The sequence below is a fragment of the Parabacteroides faecalis genome (assembly GCF_022809355.1).
GTDB classification, from domain to species: Bacteria; Bacteroidota; Bacteroidia; order Bacteroidales; family Tannerellaceae; genus Parabacteroides; species Parabacteroides faecalis.
Window position 1 is genome coordinate 21,310 of the sequence record NZ_JAKZMM010000021.1, and the last position, 22,965, is coordinate 44,274.

Annotated in this window: 11 protein-coding genes and 1 pseudogene; 5 read left to right on the forward strand and 7 right to left on the reverse strand. The window is 41.4% G+C overall.

Annotated features, from left to right (window positions below; translation table 11 throughout):
* The first annotated feature begins 112 nt into the window (after positions 1-112).
* Positions 113-1,504 carry a Gfo/Idh/MocA family oxidoreductase gene (locus tag MUN53_RS09440; RefSeq protein ID WP_394803066.1) on the forward strand — a complete coding sequence of 464 codons (1,392 nt, stop codon included), beginning with the start codon at positions 113-115 and terminating at the stop codon, positions 1,502-1,504.
* A 140-nt stretch (positions 1,505-1,644) separates the two neighbouring features.
* On the opposite strand, the gene MUN53_RS09445 is transcribed toward MUN53_RS09440, so the two are convergent.
* From MUN53_RS09445 to MUN53_RS09470, 6 genes are all read right to left on the reverse strand, one after another.
* Entirely contained in the window at positions 1,645-3,903 is a 2,259-nt protein-coding gene (locus tag MUN53_RS09445; protein ID WP_243325082.1) for an inorganic phosphate transporter, read from the reverse strand.
* Between the two features lie 247 nt (positions 3,904-4,150).
* Positions 4,151-6,358, reverse strand: coding sequence for an alpha-galactosidase (locus MUN53_RS09450; protein WP_243325083.1), 2,208 nt, complete (start codon positions 6,356-6,358; stop codon positions 4,151-4,153).
* Between the two features lie 757 nt (positions 6,359-7,115).
* A complete protein-coding gene (locus MUN53_RS09455; RefSeq protein ID WP_243325084.1) occupies positions 7,116-8,279 on the reverse strand; it encodes an HNH endonuclease in 1,164 nt (387 codons plus the stop codon).
* 3 nt (positions 8,280-8,282) lie between these two features.
* Positions 8,283-11,018 (reverse strand): ATP-binding protein, encoded by a 2,736-nt coding sequence (locus tag MUN53_RS09460; RefSeq protein ID WP_240957619.1) that lies wholly within the window; start codon positions 11,016-11,018, stop codon positions 8,283-8,285.
* A gap of 1 nt (position 11,019) precedes the next feature.
* Positions 11,020-12,645: an Hsp70 family protein gene (locus MUN53_RS09465; protein ID WP_122115120.1), complete on the reverse strand. Its 1,626-nt coding sequence runs from the start codon at positions 12,643-12,645 to the stop codon at positions 11,020-11,022.
* Between the two features lie 27 nt (positions 12,646-12,672).
* Complete coding sequence (locus MUN53_RS09470; protein ID WP_243325090.1) at positions 12,673-13,890, reverse strand: transposase; 1,218 nt, start codon at positions 13,888-13,890, stop codon at positions 12,673-12,675.
* A 734-nt stretch (positions 13,891-14,624) separates the two neighbouring features.
* Here MUN53_RS09470 and MUN53_RS09475 point away from each other — a divergent pair.
* On the forward strand, positions 14,625-15,761 hold the full coding sequence (locus MUN53_RS09475; protein ID WP_147378476.1) for a hypothetical protein: 1,137 nt from the start codon (positions 14,625-14,627) through the stop codon (positions 15,759-15,761).
* A 242-nt stretch (positions 15,762-16,003) separates the two neighbouring features.
* On the opposite strand, the pseudogene MUN53_RS09480 reads toward MUN53_RS09475, so the two are convergent.
* Positions 16,004-17,219: pseudogene (locus MUN53_RS09480) on the reverse strand (transposase).
* Positions 17,220-17,480: 261 nt separating this feature from the next.
* On the opposite strand from MUN53_RS09480, the gene MUN53_RS09485 reads away from it, so the two are divergent.
* Genes MUN53_RS09485 through MUN53_RS09495 form a run of 3 tightly spaced genes read left to right on the forward strand, consistent with a single transcriptional unit; the run spans position 17,481 to position 22,945 of the window.
* Entirely contained in the window at positions 17,481-19,565 is a 2,085-nt protein-coding gene (locus MUN53_RS09485) for an MAC/perforin domain-containing protein (protein WP_243325102.1), read from the forward strand.
* 44 nt (positions 19,566-19,609) lie between these two features.
* Positions 19,610-21,259 (forward strand): hypothetical protein, encoded by a 1,650-nt coding sequence (locus tag MUN53_RS09490; protein ID WP_122114889.1) that lies wholly within the window; start codon positions 19,610-19,612, stop codon positions 21,257-21,259.
* 39 nt (positions 21,260-21,298) lie between these two features.
* The gene (locus MUN53_RS09495; protein WP_122114888.1) at positions 21,299-22,945 is read left to right on the forward strand and encodes a hypothetical protein; all 1,647 of its coding nucleotides are present in this window, start codon (positions 21,299-21,301) and stop codon (positions 22,943-22,945) included.
* The last annotated feature ends 20 nt before the right edge of the window (positions 22,946-22,965 follow it).

The following is a 22,965-nucleotide window of genomic DNA, read 5'->3' on the forward strand; positions in this document are numbered from 1 at the left end:
TAATATATGATGGTTTTAAAATCTTTTTGCCATACATACTCCGTTTTTACTTACCTTTGAAAAAGCAGATCTAGTCAATCATTTTATTAACTTATAATCTATATTTCACATGATGAACAGAAGAAATTTCCTAAAAGCATCCTTGGCTGGAGGAGCGGTAACCGCCTTGAATCAGATCCCAGTACAAGCAACTCCAACCACAAGTCCCGCGCCTGATTTAATGACTGATGCCGTACCTGAACGAAAAGGTAAATCTGTTTTGGGCTTACGCTGTCAGCCTATCCCCACAGTCCGGTTAGGTATTGTAGGATTGGGTCGTGGAGCCGGAGCCGTAGAACGTATGAGTCATATTGAAGGCACAGAAATTGTTGCTTTATGTGACCTGAATAAAGACAGAATTGAAAATTGCCGACAGATCTTAAAGAAAAACGGAAGAAAAGATCCGGCTATTTATACCGGTGAAGAAGACTGGAAAAAAATGTGTGAACGGGACGATATAGATCTCATCTATAATGCTACTCCCTGGACATTGCACGTACCGATTGCTTTATATGCCATGGACCATGGAAAACATGTCGTTATCGAGGTTCCTGCCGCTTTAACCGTAAAAGACTGCTGGGCCTTGGTAGATAAAGCTGAAGAAAAACAATTGCACTGTATGATGCTGGAAAACTGTTGCTATGACTTCTTCGAATTAGCAACGTTAAATATGGCCCGTCAAGGAGAATTGGGCGAAATAATCCATACTGAAGGGGCTTATATCCATACCCTGACAGGCGAAAAATACAATGGATATTATAAACACTGGCGATTGGAATACAGCAAATATCATACTGGAAATCCTTATCCAACCCACGGATTAGGCCCGATTGCCCAAATCATGGGTATTAATCAAGGTGACCGAATGGAATACCTGACTTCCATGTCCACCAATCAGTATGGATTGGCTTTGTGGGCCAAAGAAAATCTGAAAGATGATGAACGCATCACACTGTCCGAACGCTATATGCTGGGAGATATGAACACTACCCTCATCCATACAGCCAATGGTAAGACGATCCTTATCCAACACGACACAACAACTCCACAACCATACTCTCGTATCCACTTGGTACAGGGGACAAAGGGAGTAGCCGTGAAATATCCGGAAGAAAAGATTGCAATTCAATCGCATGAATTCATGACAGAAGAACAACAGAAAGAATACCTGAAAAAGTTCGAACATCCGTTGAGCAAATACATTGGCGAAAAAGCCAAGAAAATCGGTGGACACGGAGGAATGGACTTTATCATGGACTGGCGATTGATTTACTGCTTACGTAATGGCTATCCATTAGATCAATCCGTATATGATGCTGCTGCCTGGTCGTCGATTGTGGAATTAAGTGAACGTTCGGTATTAAACAAAAGCCGTTCGGTTGCGATTCCGGATTTTACCCGTGGTGCCTGGAAAGATTATCAGCCATGGCCCGTAATCGATATGGAAAAGGTTCTTCACGGCTAAAATATAACTGAAAAAGAAAAGCAGAAAGCTTGTAGAGACTTTTTACAAGATAAACAAAAGAGTCACGAAATGAACATTTAATCTGTTCTCTTTCGTGACTCTTGCCTTTTATTCCAAAATACGATACAAGATGTTTCCTCTTATTCCATCTGGAACTTCTTGCTTACCTTTATCAAATTACAAGAGAAGTTGACAACGTTAATCGTTTCATGCAACATATTCAGATAAACCATGCTGACCTTTGTACTACCTGACTGCCCTTGAATACGTTTCAATTCTTCTTTCTTCAATTGTGTCAGGCCTACTACCAGCTGATTAGATTCATCTACCAGTGAAGGCATGATATCGTAGTTGTTCTTGTCGATCATTTCCGCACAACGGTTCAGATAACTGATTACCCGATTATCCATACCGGTAAAGTCATTTTTCTGAATATCATTCAACGGATTGAAGTTGTTGTCAATATGCTGTTTGCATGGTTCAACCAAACGACGGATACTATATACGATCTCACTGGCAAAGTCGTTACTCTGATAGTAATACAATCCTTTATCAATAGCGATATCGCGATCCAGCTGAGTCACACCCAATGTACCCACACGCTTAACCTGCTTCAAGTGTTCTTTCTTCTCCTCGATGGCCGCCATCACATGCCGCAGTTCCTTCAAGTTTTCGTGCGTGAATCCCTCTACAGCAGCATTCAATGCTTCTGCAGCAAATTGCAGATCACCCTTCAATTCTTCACGGCTATGCTGACGGAACAAATTCAAAGCTTCGATAGGATTAGTAGCCGTACGCAATTTGGCTACTGTTGTATTCACCTCGCTCTGCATAGCTTCCTTGTGCTTTTTCTTCTTATAAATGATCTGACTTCTTACCAAAGAGTAAACAGCCAAAGCAATCATGGCCAAGATTGCAGGTACACCACCGAAATAAATAATCATCGTAACAATGAAACAGATAGAGAAAGCAGCTCCTGCCGTGATGAACCAACCACCAATTACAGACAACACACCGGTGATACGGAATACTGCACTTTCACGTCCCCAGGCACGGTCGGCCAAAGATGAACCCATTGCCACCATGAAAGCAACATAGGTTGTTGACAAAGGTAATTTCAAGGAAGTACCAACAGCTATCAACAAACCGGAAAGAACCACATTAACGGAAGCTCTGACCAAATCAAAACTTGCCTGATCTTCCAAAATTATCTCCTGATTATTAAAACGACGGTCAATCCAATTCTTAACCGGGACTGGAACCACATTCATGATTGTTGCCGAAGCATTACTGCAGACACGCACCAAGACACGGGCTACCGGCGAGGTTCCAAAATTCTCATCACCATCCGACTGACGAGCCAAATCCACAGAAGTCTTAACCACATTATGAGCTTTCTTGGATGTCAACAAAGCAATCACCATGATGATTCCAGAACCTACCAAGAAATACCAGGGAGTCTTGGCTGAACCTTGCAAAGATGTCATCAGGAAGGTATCCGGAGTGGTTGTTCCGTTCTGTGCCAGAAAATCAGTATAAGCAGAATAACCGGCCAATGGCACACCGATAAAGTTTACCAAGTCATTACCGGCAAAAGCCAATGCCAACGCAAAAGTACCCATCAGTACAATTACTTTGAACACATTTACCTTCAGCCAATGCAATACCTGCATCAGGATAGTAAAACCGATAAAGCAATACAATACCAAATCAGCCGTATGGCTAAAGATATAATCAGCTACCGGACCAGCCAAAAACGGACTTGATTTCAAGCCTTTGAACAACATGAAATAGACAATGGAAGTAGCAGCCAAGCCACCAAACAATCCAATGAAATATTTAGCAGTCTTACGATAGTTAAATGTAAAAATCAGACGAGAGATATATTGAACCAGTGCTCCGAAAATAAAAGCGATAGCTACTGAAGTAAAAATACCCAAAATGACGGTCAAAGCTTTATCGGTATTCATCAAATTACCAATCTGAAGGATACCTTCCGTATCATTAGCGATTTTAATCAGAGAATACGCAACCGTACCTCCCAACAATTCAAATACCAATGAAACAGTTGTAGAAGTAGGCATTCCCAAAGAGTTGAATATATCCAAAATCACCACATCCGTCAACATCACCGCTACCAGGATACACATAATCTCTGAGAAATAGAAATACTGGGGCTGATAAATACCATGCCGCGCAATATCCATCATACCATTCGACAGAGCTGCTCCGACCAGAATACCGACAGCCGCTACAATCATTATCACACGAAAAGATGCAGCCTTAGAACCAATCGAAGCGTTTAGGAAGTTCACCGCATCATTACTGACACCGACCGACAAGTCAAAAATCGCCAGTACTGCCAGGAAAAGGACCAAAAACAAATAGAATGTTTCCATAAAGTGTTAAATGTATATTATTCTGGTTGCAAAATTCCTAATTGCCTGTTTCAATAAGATGTCACAGATATTACAAAATGATTACAAACAAAATATACAAAAGAGTTTTTGGCTATAACATAGAAGAATATGTAAAGGAAGCAGTACTGGTACCTATGACGTACCCGATCGGGTACGGATGGCATACCTGAACAGCTCATTGAGGCGTACCTGAGTTGGCACGCCTCAATGAGCAGCAAGAGTTTTATCAATTAACAGCTGTAATTTCAAAGATATGGCTGGTTGTCTGTCGGGCAGAGAATACCCGCACTCCTACTTTCATCAGGTAATCACCCGAGTAAGTCTGTCCGTTAATGGCAGCACCCGATTCCGTATCCGGCATCAGATTGATTTCCTCCACCTTATACATCTTGGCAGGATCTAATCCTTGCAACAGAACCGGATAGGTACTTTCAGCATATCGGGGATGAATATCATACGCATACAGAATGGCTTTCTTCTGGTTATCACCTACGTGCATTACAGCCATGTGCTCTGTATCATACGGAGATACCAGACGATAGAAATCTCCATTGAGGATAATCGGTTTCAACCGGTGATAATTAGCAACGGCTTCCTGGCAGAAAGTCAATTCATCTGCGTTCAGATCTTTCAGACCGATATCAAAGCCCATTTTACACATCATGGCTACATCGACACGAAACTTCACAGAAGTATTCTTATTCCAGCTGGTTACATGTGCACAAATAGCCTTCGATGGGAAGAATTGCGAGAAGCCCCACTGAATAAACAAACGCTCAACCGGATCGGTATTATCACTTGCCCAGAATTCAGTAAAATATTTCAGAGCTCCATAATCACAGCGAGCTCCACCACCCGAGCAGAGCATCATCGGCACAGCCGGATATTTGGCACGGATACGGTCCAACACCTTATATAATCCCCGTACATAATCTACATACAGTTGTTCCTGCTTATCTTTCAAATACGGAGAATAAATATTGGTAATCGGACTGTTGCAGTCCCATTTGAAGAAGGCAATTTCCGGATTCTCTGTCAACAGATTGTCCACTACGTCGAATACAAAATCCTGAACCTCCGGATTCGTAAGGTCGAGTACCAGCTGATTCCGATAATAATAAGTCTCTCGATTCGGCAGACGGATTATCCAGTCCGGATGTTTCTGCGCCAAGTTACTCTTCGGATTTACCATCTCCGGTTCAATCCAGATACCAAACTTAACCCCCGCTTTTTTAGCTTCTTTTACCAGGAAAGGAATTCCATCCGGCAGTTTGCTCTTCATTACCTGCCAATCTCCCAAACCGGCATGATCATCGTTACGAGGGAATTCATTTCCAAACCAACCGTCATCCAAAAGGAATAGATTGACGCCCAATGATTTTGCCTCAACCATCAGCGTACTGAGTTTATCTTGATCAAAATTAAAATACGTATTCTCCCAGTTATTCAACAGTGTCAACCGATCGCCTTTACCATCATATAACTGATAATTTCTGGCCCACTGATGAAAACTACGGCTGGCATCTCCTTTTCCTTCATCACTACGTGTAAAGATAAACTCAGGAGTGGTAAATGTCTCTCCCGCCTTCAGTTCATAATGCGAAGCGTATGGATTGATTCCTGAAATAACCCGCAGATTACCGACATTATCCACTTCGAAAGTAAAGCGGAAATTACCGGTCCACCCGATTGTTCCCAGTACCACTTCTCCCCGATGTTCTTCTGCCGGCTGTCCGAAACCCAGTTCAAAAAACGGATACACATGCATGGCTGCCCGTGTACCTAATTTGGTATCCAGAATCTTCTTGCCATACTGCAACTGCTGGGTTGTCATATTCATTTCCTTAGCCCAATCGCCATTGAACTCCGTCAGATAATAAGACGGACGCTCAAAATAAATAATTGACGATGCGTAGCGATTCAACCGGATCGGTTTCTTTTCCTGATGACTGATTTCCGTCCAGGTCTTAATCACATTTTCTTTCTTGTAAGCAACATAATGCATTATTACCTGCAAGGGATACTGATTATCTTTCAAACGGATGATCGTTTCCGTCGCATTACTGTCAATTGCTTTCTGTTCAGAAGAGACATACGTGAGGATTGTACTCATGTTCCCATCCGCATGCGTGATACCTAGGGCCGGTTCAAAGAAATCTTCTGCACCTGAAGTCATATAAATCTCCCATCCCCGTTGTCCGGCACTTCCGTCCGATCCACCTTTGGCAAAAGGAGAAAAATGTTCCAAATCTGTCTGATGCATTAACTTAGGTCCCAAATAGACCTGATACAAGCGCCCATTCGGAGCCTGACGATAAATCAAATCCGTTTCGTCGGTTGATATACGGATTAGTGCGCCGTCATTATTTGCTTGAGCAACTACATGCCAACTTCCTATCAATAGGATGATCCATAAAAACAAATACTTTTTCATGATATTGTACAGATTAATATTTACATTTACAAAGTTATACAAAAAAACTCATACCAGCCTTTCTTCTTTCTACCTAAGATTAACCCTAAACAAGGAGAAATGAAATGCAAGCTAAGTATGAGTTTTTAACTCAAAAATATCTGTCTTTTTCAAATAAAAACAGGTAACTAATATTTCCTAATATAGGAACTGACTATGCCTAAATTTACTTTAAAATCTTATCTTATTGATGGATTGATTTGAAAGACAAACACTTATGGAAGTTTTGAAAAGTTTCGGGTAACGATTTGGAGATTGTGCTAATTTCAGTATTTTATAGTCTCATACGTAAGAACAACTCTTTCATTGCAAAGTTATGATTTTTTTTGCAAAGTAAAACAACTTTGCAAGAAAAAATATTGTTCATGACACGGCTCTTTCATTTAAAAATGCGCAGAAATCTCAAATTCTTATCGTTCAACTCATACGGGAAATCAGCGAAGGCTCTTTCATTTAAAAATGCGCAGAAATCTCAAATGGCATGATTAATAGCCAGTTAGCAGTTATTTGTTCCTTCATCCGAAACAACACAGATATTGAAATCTGATGTTAGTAATAATATAACTATCACACAATCAAATATTTGAATAGTTATATCACAGTTAAATGAAAGAGCCGTGTGTTCATGACTTCGAATTAACAGATTTCTATTCCAGTTGTCTACTTCCTCTCTTACTGATGTATCATACATTGAAGTTACAGAAACTGTCCGACCACATTAAGTATTACGAAGCAGTTTATAAAATCCCAAACTTTGAGATACAACAACACATGATGGTCGATGAGCGATTTTGGCAACTTCATTTTCTAATTGCTGTAATACACCCATCCGTTTATCAAAAGAAAGAGCCTTCCATTTATCATATTCCAATCCCTCCACTCGGAGCATTACATCGGAAATCGCCTCTACTTGAGCATTGTCTGATGGAGCTTCCAAATAAAGTGGATCTATTTTATCCTTTATAGGTTCAAGCAACTCCGCTACAGCCCGATCCGAATCAATGGCCTTAGGAGGTTTTCTACCATTCAATTCATCAATTCGAGCTATTAGCAAATCCGTATTTCCTAATGGAAGAATCTCTCCAACATATTTAAGTTCAGGCATTGCAAATTTTCCACAAACATACCTGTTTGTTTCCATATAGTCTTTGACATTCTCCAACTTAGAGACGTCAATCAGATGGCTTTGAATCCAACGGTCATTCCAAGTAGCCATTCCTCCAGAATGTTGATGTTCTTTAAAAGAATGAACTTTTTCATCAATCAATTTCATCCTTCCAAAATTAATATCATGATGCCACGTCAAACCTTCTATTTTATCTTTCTCAGCCATGATATCCGCAAATTGCCGATCACTCAAGTTCAAGGTATCCTTTAATGGAGGATCTTTCATCAATTCTTCTTTTAATCCGACAGTTGCATATTTCATTTGTATTCGGTCAGATCTGTTACCATATTCACTCCAAAACTCATCAGACATACAGTAATCTGGAAGAATGATCTCACGTTTCGCAGGAAACTCCGGGAATACTCCTCTAAACATCTCACCTGTAGAAGAAACAAACGTCTGCATCGAATATGTTACATCATTTACGCTCTTCCCATCCCATGAATGTTGTTGTATCCTTATTGTACGTATATCAGGGAAATACTCTTGATACAGCAAAGTTTTAGCAATTCCAGTCGATTCGGATATTTCTCCAACCCTATTATCTATATCCCTTGATATAGCGATCTTATTCTCCAAATTCAATCGCTCCCATTCCAATGATTTCATATCTAATTCTTTCAGATAAGAAATCTCTGGCTGCGTTAAAGAAGAACGCCCTAATCCTTCATTAGAGGCGTTTCCCTTTTCTATATTACAATTTGAGCTTTTCATATATCACTTCATCTTATGAACCTTCACCCAATACGTATCTGTCGCCAAAGAACTTGATACAATACACTGTCCGGTCATCAACTTAGCAATGACCTTCCGTTGTTCTTCATTCAAGCCCATAGACTCAGATATTGCTTTACAATCATCCTCCGCTACCAATCGATGCGTAATCTTTAGATTCGTATTTTTGATCGCATCAGGAATAAGCCTTGTAGACACTTGATCTACCAAGAACATACCCTCACCGTATGCACGAATCTCTGACAGCATATTGCTAAATATCATAGCTGATTTATATTGAGGCAATTCTTGATTGTCACATTTGGCCATAACCCGATGAGCTTCTTCTATAACAGTAAGATGCCTGCAACTATTATCATTGAAATCAACCTGTCCGGTTTCGGCTAAAGCTGCACGATATTCATATAAGAACAGATGGATCAATGCCATAAAGAATGATTTATCCACATCATCACCCACGTATGATAAATTAATGATACATGGTTTCTCAAACAACTCAACCCACGGTGTAGAATGCACCGTGTTTAGCATCTCCCCTTTCCATCCTCGTTTCAAGCTATCTATGCGTGTATTGAGGCACGCTTTCATATTCCGTTCAATCCGCTCTTCATACTGTCGGTTGGAAATCACTTTGTCCACACTTATACTCATACTATTTAATGTAGGAGGTAAAGTTTTTCCGAATTTAGGTTCTTCACCTAACCAGTCTGTCGATTTATTCTGATATACAGTATAGATCAAATCCTCCATCAAAACCGGAAGAATATCATACATAGGAAACGCTGCCGCAAAAGTAGATTTCAAACGATCAATATGTGTCAATACATTCGGTTCTTGTTCCTCATTCAACCAAACCAACTCAAATGGATTTAATTTCAATCTTTTAGGAACAAATCCTGTTTTGTACCTCCTACAACCGGGAATGTAAATATCAATCGGATTTTCCGGATGTTCCTCATTGTATTTTAATGCCCAATCTACATATTCCGTCTTTGCTGGTTCAATTACCAGAAAAGGGATTTCACCTTTTATGCCATTCAGAATCGATTGTACCGTATTCGTTTTCCCACTTCCATTAATACCGGACAATAAAGTGTGACGGGAAAGAGAACTTACCGGAATATGGTAATCCATATTCGTAGGGGAACCTCCATAAAGCAATTTTCCAATTTCGACAGTTTTATCCTCTTTCTTTTCGGGCAAATTCAAACTAAACTCTGGAGAGCTGTCGATTACACTGATCCCTGGGACGGAACGCAATGGAAAATTGATCAAGTAAGAGAGTTCCTTGGTGGTTAGAACGGTTTTAAGTTCTTTGTAATGATCTCCTAAAGGATGATTAAATGGCTTGCTATTTGAAGAACTGTCTATACGAATAATCGGAGACTGAAAACGACCTATTGATTGATCCGCTTCAATCACATTACTGACATCCGTTATACGAATTGGCTCAAAGATAGATTCTTGTCCACTGAGAATAGAACGCAATTGCATAGCACTACCTTTTATATCCGATTCTTTACTCGCCAGCAAATAAGTACCAACTTTCCACATTCCTGTAGCCTTGCCTGTTTCTAACCGTTTGCTATGGTAAAAAAGATGTTCTGATACAGATTCTATGTGCTTATTCACAATATTCCGACTTAAACTCTGGGATTGACCTTCATTTGTAGATGTAGAATCTGATTCGGAATGATTGGTACCTGTAGTAGTAGATACAGATTTACTCGGTGTTAATGAACCTACAAGTGAGTTAGCAACTCCTATTCCTAACATAGAAACCGCTCCTGCCACCAATTGTCCCCCCACTTCTGTAGCACCTTCCAAAACAGACTGGGCAGCCGGAAAAAAAGAAGCAGCCAAAGCCAATCCTGTTTCCTGCATAGCTAATTTTCCTAATTTGGAATAATCTCTTTTTGTAGTCGATACACCTTCTGATGTAGATGTTCCATCTGTTGTAGTATGAGAACGTGAACTTCCTTGCGAACGTCCCTCTGTTACATTAAATGATTTCATAGACTCCGCTTGGCTATTCATTTCCCTACATTGAAAAAGCATGGCATCTACTTCATTGGCTTCAATTTGATCTGCGACAACCAAATAGGCATAATTCTTACTTTGATTCATCCCCGCCATCAATTTATCTATGGTTGCCGGATAAATTGATTTGTATTGGCTTTCCATAGAAGGAATTCCAGTCAAAGCATATACATATTCCAAGGTATCATCTCTTAGCTGTGATGAAAAGGATTGAAGTCCTTCATCCTCTAATTCACTTTTTACTATATGACATTGCAGACCCGGCCAAGTACCTTTCATGAACTCGGTTAAATATTTGGTTATGTTCCTTTTGATACTTGTCCCCATTGGGCGTACTCCCAAATACAACCGACTCCGTTTGCCATTTTCCGTAATCAAAAAAAGCAATTGAGTTTCTTGAGGCATGAAACAAGAATAGAGAATTTTTTGCATGGCTGTAAAACAATCCTCCGAGATTTGATCCAAAGGCTTACCAACTTGAGTTATTTCAATCCAAGATACATCATTCTTACTAGTCAATCCCACCTCTTTCAATTCAAAATAAGGATTGAGATTCGTATCTGCAATTTTTTCCAAGTACTTACGCTCCATACAGAATGATAAAGACTGGGAAATAGAAGTGGCAGCTAAAACCTTAGCCGCACTTTCTGAAACTACCGGAATATGTATATTTTCCATTTTATTCTACCATTAAACGAGTTTGTTCTATGCACTCTTTCATATAAGACTCAATTGTTGCTTTACTTTGAGATTGAATTGTCCGTTGCAATGTATAATTACTACGAATAGATTGTTCTACAGCCTTTTGTATTTTATTGCAAATATCTTCCCAGCTATTATTGAACTCATCAAAAACTTGTTGTCGCTGATCATGATCCAAATCTTTAGCCAATGCTTCTTGACGTTTCTGTTCTTCCGTTTTTTCTTCACCGAAGAACCAATTGGCCAAAATTGCACCACCACCTATCAGCCAAGCTAAAGGACCACCTAATAACATAGCGATCGCACCACCAACAGCCGCACCTGCAATACCTGTAACAAGCCCATTTACTATTCCTCCATCCGTAAAGTTAGAACTTAATTGTCGCATTTGCTCCGCAATCACACTCATATCTATATTCGGTAAAGAAGATATGGATACTTGAGCATTTCCCATACGAACCCCTTGGCGTGAATAATTGCTAACAATTTTATCCAATCGATCACGTATTTCTTTCGTTTGGTTTTCAAAAGCCTCCTTATAACATTCCATAGCCCAATCCCCTACTTGATTAAGATCTTCACTTATATTTTCTTCAATATAAGCCTGCAAATCATTAATTGAGACATCTGTTTCATTATCCCTGAAATTTGTCACACAAGCTCCTACTGTTCCAATAATTTCCTCTGACAACTTATCACACAATGAATTCACAAATGGAGTATAGACATCAGACTCCGTGACAATATCATTCAATAATTGTTTGGTATTACCTGCTCCACCCGATCGAAAATCGCTTCTTGCCACTTCAGCTACACCTCTTGAGATTGTCAAAGAGGGATCTTGATCTCTATATATCAAGTCCTGCGGAAGTCCCCAGCAATCTTCAATCAATGCTTGAATAAAACCCATCCGAGATGCACCACCCGTTAAAAATGCTGCTTTGATTGGATACCCTCCAATATGATAATTTTTAAAATCAAACATCGCTTGACGGATTTCAGAGATATATCCTTTTTCCTCTAACATGTGATTCAACTCTCCTAGTTGAAAAACAAATTTCATTTTTGAATCTTCAAACTCCTCATCATCCACAATATCCTCAAAATTCACGGTCTTTTTATAACGAATATCCGGATCAAAATAGACACCCTCTTTAGCACAACGAGTTTCATACAATAATTTAGCGACTAACTTTGGATACTGTGTTTCAAAAGCAATAATATCTTTATTTTTTTCACGAATTTCCGCATACATTATTTTCTCAACTTGCGATGCTCCACAATCATAGCCATAGTCAACCGGAGCATTTCCGCCTTGTAAATATGTAAAATCTAAAGTACTCGATCCCATATCAAACACAATAGCTCCTTGTGATATATATTGTGGCAGTCCAGAAGAGGTATCCAACTGAGCCTTTATAAAAGCAGCTCTAGATTCCGAAGTAATACCAGCAATAGGTAAGCCTGCCTTAGCAGCCATTTGACCATACAGATTTTTTGCTTTTTCATCCCAACCAGATGGAGTTGCAATATAAAGCAAATGATTATCGTCACTAAATAAGGCTCCTGATTTTTCTCGGATAAGAGCATATACTTCATGCATCAATAGTTCGTTAAAAATTCACCAAGCCTAAGCGGCTCTGGTAGTAAATAAAATGAGTTCTTTGAAAAGTCTGTCAATAACTTGCATGTCTGGGTTAATCCCAAACACACAAATAAATCGTTCAAGCATATAAGCATTGTGTATGAAAGACTTGCAGGAGGATATGGAATAGGTTATTCCGAGCCTCTTACATGCCGCTTTGGCCAAGTTGACAGCCGCGAGCGACGCATTGAAGTGAAAATCCAACTTTCTGAAGTCAATTGACTGGCAGTTGGTGATTCCCGCATGCTGCTTTCCATCTCTAAAGCAAAATTCCAGCTGAAACCTGGTCCTGTAATAATCCAGGACTTCACGTCCATTCATGGAATCGTCTGTAGAGAAGTAAAGCTGCCACTTGTCTGTCCTCCGGTCCATCGGACACCAGACGACTAAGGAAACATACCTTTTGAGAGCCTTAGCATACACCCTCAATCCGTATAGCTTTCCCTTGTTCACCCCGTATTCCTTGCACCGGGTCAGATCCAGATTGGCAAAGTCAATCCTGCCGTCAAACCACTTGGGATGACCACGTTTCCCTGTTTTCCTTTCCAATGTCGGATAGTACAGGACTACGCCATTCCTAAAGCGGCTGATGACATGGAAATCGTTCTCGCCCATAGGCGTTATGAACGTTTCCTTGGAAAAGAATGCGTCTGCAACCACCGTTTTGGATAGGCTCTGTATCTTGTCTTTTTTACTGATAAGATAACCGCTATACCAGTCAACCGGATTCTTGCCCATGTTATCCAGGGTCTTACAATCCGGTGTCTGAATGGAACCTAAAGTCATGCATTCACGGTTGTCGATGTCAATAACACCGATGCCCATGATTTCCAATCCTAGCTTGTACTCTCCTGCACAACCTGACCAGAAGTAACCTATCCAAGGTGTCTTCTTGCCTGATTTGGGGATATAGGAAGGATCGATGGCGATGGCTTTTCTTTTACCCGTGAGATGCTTGCTGATGATAGAATTGTTAAACGCAAACCAGTCGAAAGTTTCATTCTCAAAAAGGTTACGGTATGTCTGTTCCGAAAAACAGCCATATCTGCCCAATTGGAGGAAGTTTATACGATCAGGTATGGCCATGAATAATTTCATGGTGTCCATGAACGCTTTTTCAAAAGGTTTGTGTATATTCGCAACTGATTGGAGAGCCGACAGGCACTCGGATTGGTATTGCATAAGGAGTGTTTCTTTAGTCATAATTAGAGGAGTTTAATACTTTTAATTTACTGAAAAACAATAAATTATGCAATATCTTTTACCTTATATTATCAGCAGGTTGGCTCTCTTTTTTCAGCACATTTCTTCATGCTTAACCATTCGTTTTTGACAACATTTCAATGACCTCTTTAATGTTTTCGAACCGACTTTTGCCGGTTCTATTGTTTAACTTTTAATTTTTCGGTAAAAATTTACCGAAGTATTGTCTAAAAGAAAAATAGGATGCATATTTACTCTTACAATAGATATCGGGAAAACCCTGCCCTTGGCGATCCGTATAAGTGGAATTAATACGCTCCAAACGAGGACATCGATCACGGTTTTGACTATGGGAACAATCATGAATAGGAATATAACGTTGATTTCCAGCTTTTATCTATACTAGTATTACTTTAGTGAACGTACTGCCTAGGTTCTGAAAGTAACAAAACGCTACCTGCGTGTCAAAGGTTTGAGTTGTTTTTTGTAGTTAATTATTTGTAATATCAATGTAAATATTCGTTATTTAACTCTTTTGGTTATAATATTTTTGTTATAATTGATTATAATTGCATTATTAATTGATTTAATATTAGAGTTGTTTTTGAATCTAGAAACGATGATAACGAATCAAATAGATATCTAATAGTGTATTGTTAATTATTACATATCAAAAAATCAAACATATTATCTAATAAAAAGTATTTATAAATTTGTATTTAATGAAGAATTTTATGAATTTAGAAATGTTTTATGCCGCCGCTTGCTTGGTTTATATAATATCAGGTCTTTTTTGTGGTTATATACGTTGGACACATATGTGTCGCCCGTTCGATGAATGTGCTCACTGCTATTATCCGGCTCGCAAACAAATCACTTTTTTCTTTTCAGCTGTAGTCCTTCAATTCCCTTATTTGCTACAACCTTCTGATGAAGGTACATGGGTGTATATTCGCATATTTGGAGTACTCTATTACTCCTTGGGGTTTTCATTGGTACTACGCAGATATTTTTATAAGCAACAAATACAACATTCAATTTTGAATGTCTCTGGAGCAATAGTAGTTACCGGTATTTTGTTTATCTCCCTCTCTTTGGTTTTGTTCGGCCATGGAGATATGTTGGTTCAATATAAGACACCTTTGTTATGGGTGACGGGAGGAATAGGAGTGTTGTTGACCTGTAATGTTTTGCATATGATTAAGTGGCTAAAAAAGAGAATAAACTATTTTCATTATGATAATTATTCCAATGAAGAAGATTTCCCATTCAAATTTGCCAAGAAGATTTTATTTTTTCCTATCATTTGGATTGCCATGATGTTTGTTGTCTTTTTTACGGCAAATGGCTGGGCAAAGTTTATAATAGATATCCTTTGCGCCTTATGGATGGTCGTCTTTTTGTCATTGATTCTTCATCCACAATTAAAGGAGGATACAAGCAATCAAGATGAGACATTGCCGAATCCAGAAGAAAATAGTGTTAATACGGATCATGCGCAAGAAACTATGATGAGAGAAGAGATCGGTGAAAATGATTGGATCCTATGTGATGCGGCAGTACGTGATAAAGTGTTGGAAGTTGTTCTGCAAAAATATAAAAATCCATATCTGCAGAAGTCGGGAATAATGAATGAGATTCCGAAAGGGATGAAACATGATGCCAATAAGTTTATCTCGGCGATAGGTTTCTATAATCTGATAAACATGTTCAGGTTGCAATATGCCCGGCTTTATTTAGAGGCATACCCCGATGCAACACAAAATGCCGTAGCCGTCTCGTCGGGTTTTGTCAGTCGTTATGCATTCTATCGAGCCAAGAAACAAGTGGATGTAATCATTCCTGATTTTGTACGAGAAGTAAGCATTTAAGGTTTAAAATCTATCATGAAAAAGTGTGCGGTTGGCGTAAAAATCGTTAACCGCACACTTTTTTATGTGTTATCGTTCTTAACCGCACATAAGTCACATCAAAAAACAATGTTGCTTCGCTTATTCTTCTTTACTTTGCCTATCCGTTTTTTCATTATATGCTCAGTTCAAAAGGAGTTATTTAAATGTAAGAACTTTATAGCTGTTAATTATAACAATAGTTTGTTAAAAAATTTCCAAGCCTAAGCGGCTCTGGTAGTAAATAAAATGAGTTCTTTGAAAAGTTTGTCAATAACTTGCGGGTCTGGGTTAATCCCGAACACGCAAATAAATCGTTCAAGCATATAAGCATTGTGTATGAAAGACTTGCAAGAGGATATGGAATAGGTTATTCCGAGCCTCTTACATGCCGCTTTGGCCAAGTTGACAGCCGCGAGCGACGCATTGAAGTGAAAACCCAACTTTCTGAAGTCGGTTGACTGACAGTTGGTAATTCCGGCATGCTGCTTTCCATCCCTAAAGCAAAATTCCTGCTGGAACCTGGTTCTGTAATAATCCAGAACCTCGCGTCCATCCATGGAATCGTCTGTAGAGAAATAAAGCTGCCACTTGTCTGTCCTCCCGTCCATCGGATACCAGATGGCTAAGGAAACATACCTTTTGAGAGCTTTTGCGTATACCCTCAATCCGTATAGCTTTCCTTTGTTCACCTCGTATTCCTTGCATCGGGTCAGATCCAGATTGGCAAAGTCAATCCTGCCGTCAAACCACTTGGGAGGACCACGTTTCCCTGTTTTCTTTTCCAATGTCGGATAGTACAGGATTACATCGTTCCTAAAGCGGCTGATGACGTGGAAATTGTTCTCGCACATAGGGCTTATGAAAGTTCCCTTGGAAAAGAATGCGTCTGCAACCACCGTTCTGGATATGCCCTGTAGCTTGTCTTTTCTACTGATAAGATAGTTGCCATACCAGTCAACGAGGTCCTTGCCCATATTATCCAAGGTCTTACAATCCGGCGTCTGAATGGAACCTAAAGTCATGCATTCATGGTTGTCGATGTCAATGACACCGATGCCCATGATTTCCAATCCACGCTTATAATCCCCGGCACAGCCTGACCAGAAGTAACCAATCCAAGGTGTCTTATGACCGGACTTGGGGATATAGGAAGGATCGATGGCGATGACTTATCTTTTACCTATGAGATGCTTGCTGATGATAGAGCCGTTGAACGCAAACCAGTCGAAAGTTTCATTCTCAAAAAGGTGACGGTATGTCTGTTCCGAAAAACAGCCATATCTGCCTAATTGGAGGAAATTTATACGATCTGGGATGGCCATGAATAATATCATTGCATCCATAAAGGTCTTTTCGAAAGGTTTATGTATATTCGCAACTGATTTGAGAGCCGACAGGCACTCAGATTGATTGCATAAGGAGTGTTTCTTTAGTCATAATCAGAAGAGTTGAGAGACTTCTAATTTGCTAAAAAACAACGAATTGCAAAATGATTTCTACCTTTATTATCAGCAGGTTAGCCAATTTTTTTCAGCACATTTCTTCATGCTTAACCATTCGTTTTTGACAACATTTCAATGACCTCTTTAGTGTTTTCGAACCTGCATTTGCTGGTTCTATTGTTTAACTTTTAATTTTTCGGTAAAAATTTACCGAAGTATTGTTATAACATACAACTATATGAAAATGAGGAACTTTTTGAATTTTTGCATTCTGTTATGTGTGTTAATGGCTTCTTGTTCTGATGACCATGAATCCGTAATCATTGAAGACCTTCCATTAGTGGAGAATGGAATGGCTTTGGACGTAACTAACGGGTATAACTCGATCATCATTGATATGGCAGATGAGTATAAGGGAGTCCCTTTACATACCAAGCTACCTGTGAGTTTTTCCAATAGCAACAGCGCTCTTGTTGACTTCGAGCAGCGCAATATTGAAGGACGTGAATACCTATATCCCGTGTTGAAACAGTCCATTCATGATTTGAAACCATTTTCTACGCGATTGCGGATTCGAATTTCGAGTGAAGGAAAAATTGGTGATGACGTGATTGAGAAAGATGTTATGGTAAGTTTCCGTAACTCATCCAGCAAACCTACCGATGAAGACATGAGTTACGCCCGTATCATTGGTCATGGATATGACATAACCCAGGACCCGACAATAACCAAAAATTATCCGCTTTTTGACTTTAACGCAATCTACGAAAACCTGCAAAACAATTTTCTCTCACAGCAAAAAGGCGTGTTTTTTGAGATCTATGGGCACGATTATGAGAAATGCATCGAAGAGTGGGGGGTAAGTGTAGGTTTGAGTGCAGTTATGCCTGTACCTAAAACCAAGGGCAAATATAAAATGTCGGGAAGCGTCAGCTACTCACGAAACGAATCTCACCAGTCGGAAAAATATCACGAATATTATCTAAGCTATTACCGCAAAGAAATGGCACAGGCATCCCTCAACTGGGATTGGGTACAGAAGACCGTAGGTGATTCAACCGGTATAGGTTGGGCTGCCCTCTTGTCAGAAGAAGTGAACGATATTTTGAACAATCCGGGCTCTGAACTTTATCAGAAATATGCCAACGACACCATCTCCGAAAACAATATCTTTACCCTTTTGGAGCGATATGGCACGCATGTCATTATGCAAGGCACTTTTGGAGGCGCTTATTTCACACTCTACAGCCGTGAGGACAACGCTTATTCTACAACAATCTCCAATGACTTGAGCGCATCATTCTCAGTAAAGCAGAAACAAGGACAATTGCCGAGCAACTTTGCCGAATACTATGCCGCTAAAACCGGAAGCAATCAGGTAAATATGTCGTTCGACGGTAGTTATTATACTTCCGATTACGAAGAAGCATCGAATGCCTGGCTGTTCACGATGTCGAAGGGTGGAGATGGAGAAATCGACATGGAGGCATGGGACGGGAAGGTCTCTACTGAAAATAAAGACAAGTGGGTGGCGGTTAGCTTCACCACAACTGGCACGTCGGCATCCGACCCGGGTCTGATTCCTATTTATTACCTGATAGGCGATTCCGCTCGCTATAAGGCCGTAATGGAATACATTGGTCCGTTTGTTGACCGCCAGTCTCAACTGCCCACCGATGACTCACCTGTGCTTCTTGCCGACTTTATGATGAAAACGGCAGAAAACGGACAGCACGCAGGAGAACCTAAATCATTTGTGGCTGAGGACCAGTTTGGCATCAAACGCATCTACTATCCAATGATGGCCAACAAGCATTTTCCCAATTCAAAGTACCATGAACATGGCGCAGAGACCTCGGGAGACGACTTTATCGTGTGCGATGACCATTGTGAGCAGTATTGGTATTACGCTTTGGGACACCGTAAAGATCGTTTTTATGGCATAACTGATATCATCTTTGCAGAGAAAAAAGATGGCTATACGGCGCGTGGAGATGCTAGCGACAAGGATATGGGCGAATTCTGGCCTTGGAAAATTCCGAGTAATAAGGTTCTGGTTAAATTTGCCACTGAAGGTACTTCCGACGATAAACTGATAAAAGCCGTAGGACTAAAATCCGGGAAAGTCTTTGCAAGTTCCGGTGGTTCGGAAATGCGCACACCTTTTGAAACCGACACTTTTTTTGATGATTATTGGAGCAAAAATGTTCAGGGTTCCAGCGAGAATTGGTATCATGGCAGCAATGGTTTCAAGACCTCCAATGAATTCCATCCGGTATATTCGTGCGAACCGATTCGAAAGAATTTACGGGAAATACAACATCCTAAAACGTGGGACTAAGGATAATGAATAAATAGCTATATAGCCATAAAAACAATTTGAGAATGAAGAAGGAATATACATACTTGCACCGTTTTTTCATGTGTGTAGTATTATGCTCTGTCATGTTGGTTTCAGCATGTTCCGATGATGACAATATGAGCGGTAACAACAAAGGGAATAATCTGATTGCCGTCGCTAACGTGCCCAAGCCCAATCCATTCCTTGCCAAGGAACACTATAGCATCACTCACTTCAACTCAGCCCAAACCGATGCTATCCCGTATTTCGTGCCTGACGGTACATGGCACGCTGATCCTTACGCTTGCGAAGGCGGCTGGAGCGGTCCGGTCAACCTCATGACCTTGTCTGCTGCCGTTGACGGCTATATGTGGGGAATGAGCAGCGACCGGGTTTCTTACTATCGCTGTACTGACGGGCGCTTTACCAAGCTGGGTGAAGCTGGATTGCCGGATGGTACGATGAAAACAGAGGAACAGCTGCGCACGCTTTCGGCTAATTACAATTCTCCGAAAGAACTTTATGATGCCATCACACCTTTTACCGGTGAACATCCTATGCATGCCATATCCAGCGGCAACTATGTATTGTGTGACAAAGATAATTATGCCTACACCAATATCGGCACTACTATAGCTCGCTATCGGTTGAAGGAAGCTTCAAAACCAGAAGCAGGTATAGAGTTGGACTCCTATCTTAATATAAAGGATCAGGTGGGTAGCGCATGGGCACTGGTGGGAGTTGTGATGACATACGATGGTTATCTGGTGGCTGCCTACAATTCTGGTATCGTGGTGGTTGATCGAAACCTTTCTGGTGTGGTTGATACTTATTCGCTACCCAACGGACAGGTTCTGACAAACTCCATTGCTGTTGAAGAAGACGGAGGTATTTATGTGGCCAGTAACAGCAAAGAACCTAGTGGAGATGGCCTGATGCAGAAAATTGTATGGCGGGGTGGACATTTGAGCACGGCCGAAGCCGACGGTGCTTGGCAGTGTGCCTATGACGGTGGTCCCACGGCTCCTTCTATCAAGATGGGCAATGGCACGGGATCAACACCGACGCTTATGGGCTTTGGCGACGACGAAGACCACCTTGTAGTTATCACCGATGGAGCCAAGCGCATGAAGATTGTGGCCTTCTGGCGCGATAACATTCCTGCTGATGCCAAAGAAGTGGCCGGCGGACGACAGCGTATTGCCGGATACAAGGAAGTGACCTGCGGACTGCCTTCGTCTACCGAATGGATTCAGAGCGAGCAGTCGGTGGCTTGTGCTGGATATGGAGCCTTTGTGGTGAACAACATCCTCAGCGGTGGAACATCAACCGGTGACAAAGTTGTGGATGTACTTTCTATCGGTCCGCTTATTCCCTCACCATATGGCGTGGAACGTCTGGAATGGAATACCAAAGATAACAAGTGGGAGACAGTTTGGATGAGAGGCGATGTCAGCTCTCCAAGTATGATTCCTGCCATCAGCACTTCTGCCGGAATGGTGTTCGTAAACGGATACAGCCAGAGTGACGGTTGGGAGGTGACAGGTTTGGACTGGAACACAGGTGCTACACGTCACCGTGTCATCTTCGGTAACACCAGTCGTGGCAACGGCACCTATGCCATTATCCAGTATTTCAACAATGGCGATTTGCTCTTCAATTCATGCAGTGGCCCATATCGTGTAAAATTGTAGAAATCGATAATACAATAATTACTAAATCTTTTTTAGAACATGAACATCAAGAATTTGTTATTTGTAGCTATTGCCATGCTACTGTTTGTAGGGTGCTCAGACGATGATGATAGCCCTAATGTAAATGATAAGGAGCTGACAGAAAGTACTTGGAGCGAAACCATGGCAGGTCGCGACGAAGTGCTGGGTCAGTATCCCGACCGATACAGCAATTATTGGGAATATACGTGGAATATAGACGAGGCACAGGATGTGGCACTGAAGATGGAGGGAGAGTTCCCCTATACCCGCTATTGTAGTTTCTCGCTCTACAACGACAATACAGGCGAGGCCATCGGTGGCATCAACGACTATGAAATGGTGCCCGACAACGGCGCGCAGAATCCGTTTGTGGTTACAACCGCCGAAAGGGGCCGCTTTACGGTGTATATCGTACCCGAGACGGCCTCCGAGGTACAAACGGCTGCGCTGGGATGTGAGAACCTCATCAGAGTGCCTGCCGATGTGAAGAAGGCATGCGTAGTGTTCCGCCACTATCTGGGCGAAGATGCCGGTGGCAACGAGCATGAGTTCGGCGGAGTGGATCTTCCGGCGATAAGTGCTGTCAGCCTCACGACAGGCGAGAAAGTCGATTGTCCGGAACATGTCCGCAGCAATGTATACAACCTGAAGTCGCAAGTGTTTACACAGGTGTCCGACGATTTCGCCGACATGCCTTTCTATCTGTCGCCCGTCGGTCGCTACTATCCCAACAACTCCACCAAGTATCTCTATGGCCGCACACGCATACAGGATGACCAGGTGCTCTATTTTTCGTTCATACCGGCTCCTGTGCCGCAGCGTGTGGAGGAAAATGCGGATGCCCCGGCTCGCTATTGGTCGGTGTGCTTAGGCTCGGCGGCCAACACACGCTCGTATCTCTCGCTGTGCGACAAGAACGCCAATGTGGCGTCCGGTGGGGAACTGACCCACTTCGTGGTGGCGCTCAAGCAAAATCCGCGGCTGGCCGAAGTGCAGCAGTATGTGGATGAAAAGAATGCTACCGGCGAGCACTATAATCTCTTCGTGTGGGACCGTGAGAAACTGGATGTGGACGGCAATCCCATCGGCAACGTGATTGCTGTGATGTATCGCAACATTTTGGCCAATAAGAACTGGCGACATTCTATTGCAAAGCTGTGGCCAACCAATTACAAGGACGAGACTGGAGAACCCTACCAGCACATCACAGCGCCACAATGGCAGGTGGCTCACCTGGCTCTCATGGACTATGGCCCGCATGGAATAAAGGTGACGACGGATGAGTTCCTGTCGCGCGTGCCATTCAATAATGCGGAATCCTATTATCCCATAGTGAAGGGTGATGAGACGCTCGAAGTTGTCTTTACAGATGAGGCGAGCTTTTATGAAAACTTCCAGATATATGATGTCAAAGACGGAAGAACCATTGACTTTAACAAGCAGATAGCACTCACGGTAAGGCATTCGAAAACGAACAGACTGGTATACATCGAGCCACTGTATCTCGTTAAAAATGGGAACACTCTTGAATACACCTACTGTATAAAAGATTATGGAGATTTAGGCAGTTCCACCAGTGTTCCCTTCTCGGTGATAGGAATAGACAAGAAATGGGCCGACTGCAAAGTCGTGTTCAAAGCCGTCAGCAGTCCTCCGGCGGAATAACTGTTCTTTCACATTAGAGA

Coding starts and splice junctions, on each gene's coding strand:
- MUN53_RS09440 (WP_394803066.1), top strand. CDS start 113: ATGAACAGAAGAAATTTCCTAAAAGCATCCTTGGCTGGAGGAGCGGTA.
- MUN53_RS09445 (WP_243325082.1), bottom strand. CDS start 3,903: ATGGAAACATTCTATTTGTTTTTGGTCCTTTTCCTGGCAGTACTGGCG.
- MUN53_RS09450 (WP_243325083.1), bottom strand. CDS start 6,358: ATGAAAAAGTATTTGTTTTTATGGATCATCCTATTGATAGGAAGTTGG.
- MUN53_RS09455 (WP_243325084.1), bottom strand. CDS start 8,279: ATGAAAAGCTCAAATTGTAATATAGAAAAGGGAAACGCCTCTAATGAA.
- MUN53_RS09460 (WP_240957619.1), bottom strand. CDS start 11,018: ATGGAAAATATACATATTCCGGTAGTTTCAGAAAGTGCGGCTAAGGTT.
- MUN53_RS09465 (WP_122115120.1), bottom strand. CDS start 12,645: ATGCATGAAGTATATGCTCTTATCCGAGAAAAATCAGGAGCCTTATTT.
- MUN53_RS09470 (WP_243325090.1), bottom strand. CDS start 13,890: ATGACTAAAGAAACACTCCTTATGCAATACCAATCCGAGTGCCTGTCG.
- MUN53_RS09475 (WP_147378476.1), top strand. CDS start 14,625: ATGAATTTAGAAATGTTTTATGCCGCCGCTTGCTTGGTTTATATAATA.
- MUN53_RS09490 (WP_122114889.1), top strand. CDS start 19,610: ATGAAGAAGGAATATACATACTTGCACCGTTTTTTCATGTGTGTAGTA.
- MUN53_RS09495 (WP_122114888.1), top strand. CDS start 21,299: ATGAACATCAAGAATTTGTTATTTGTAGCTATTGCCATGCTACTGTTT.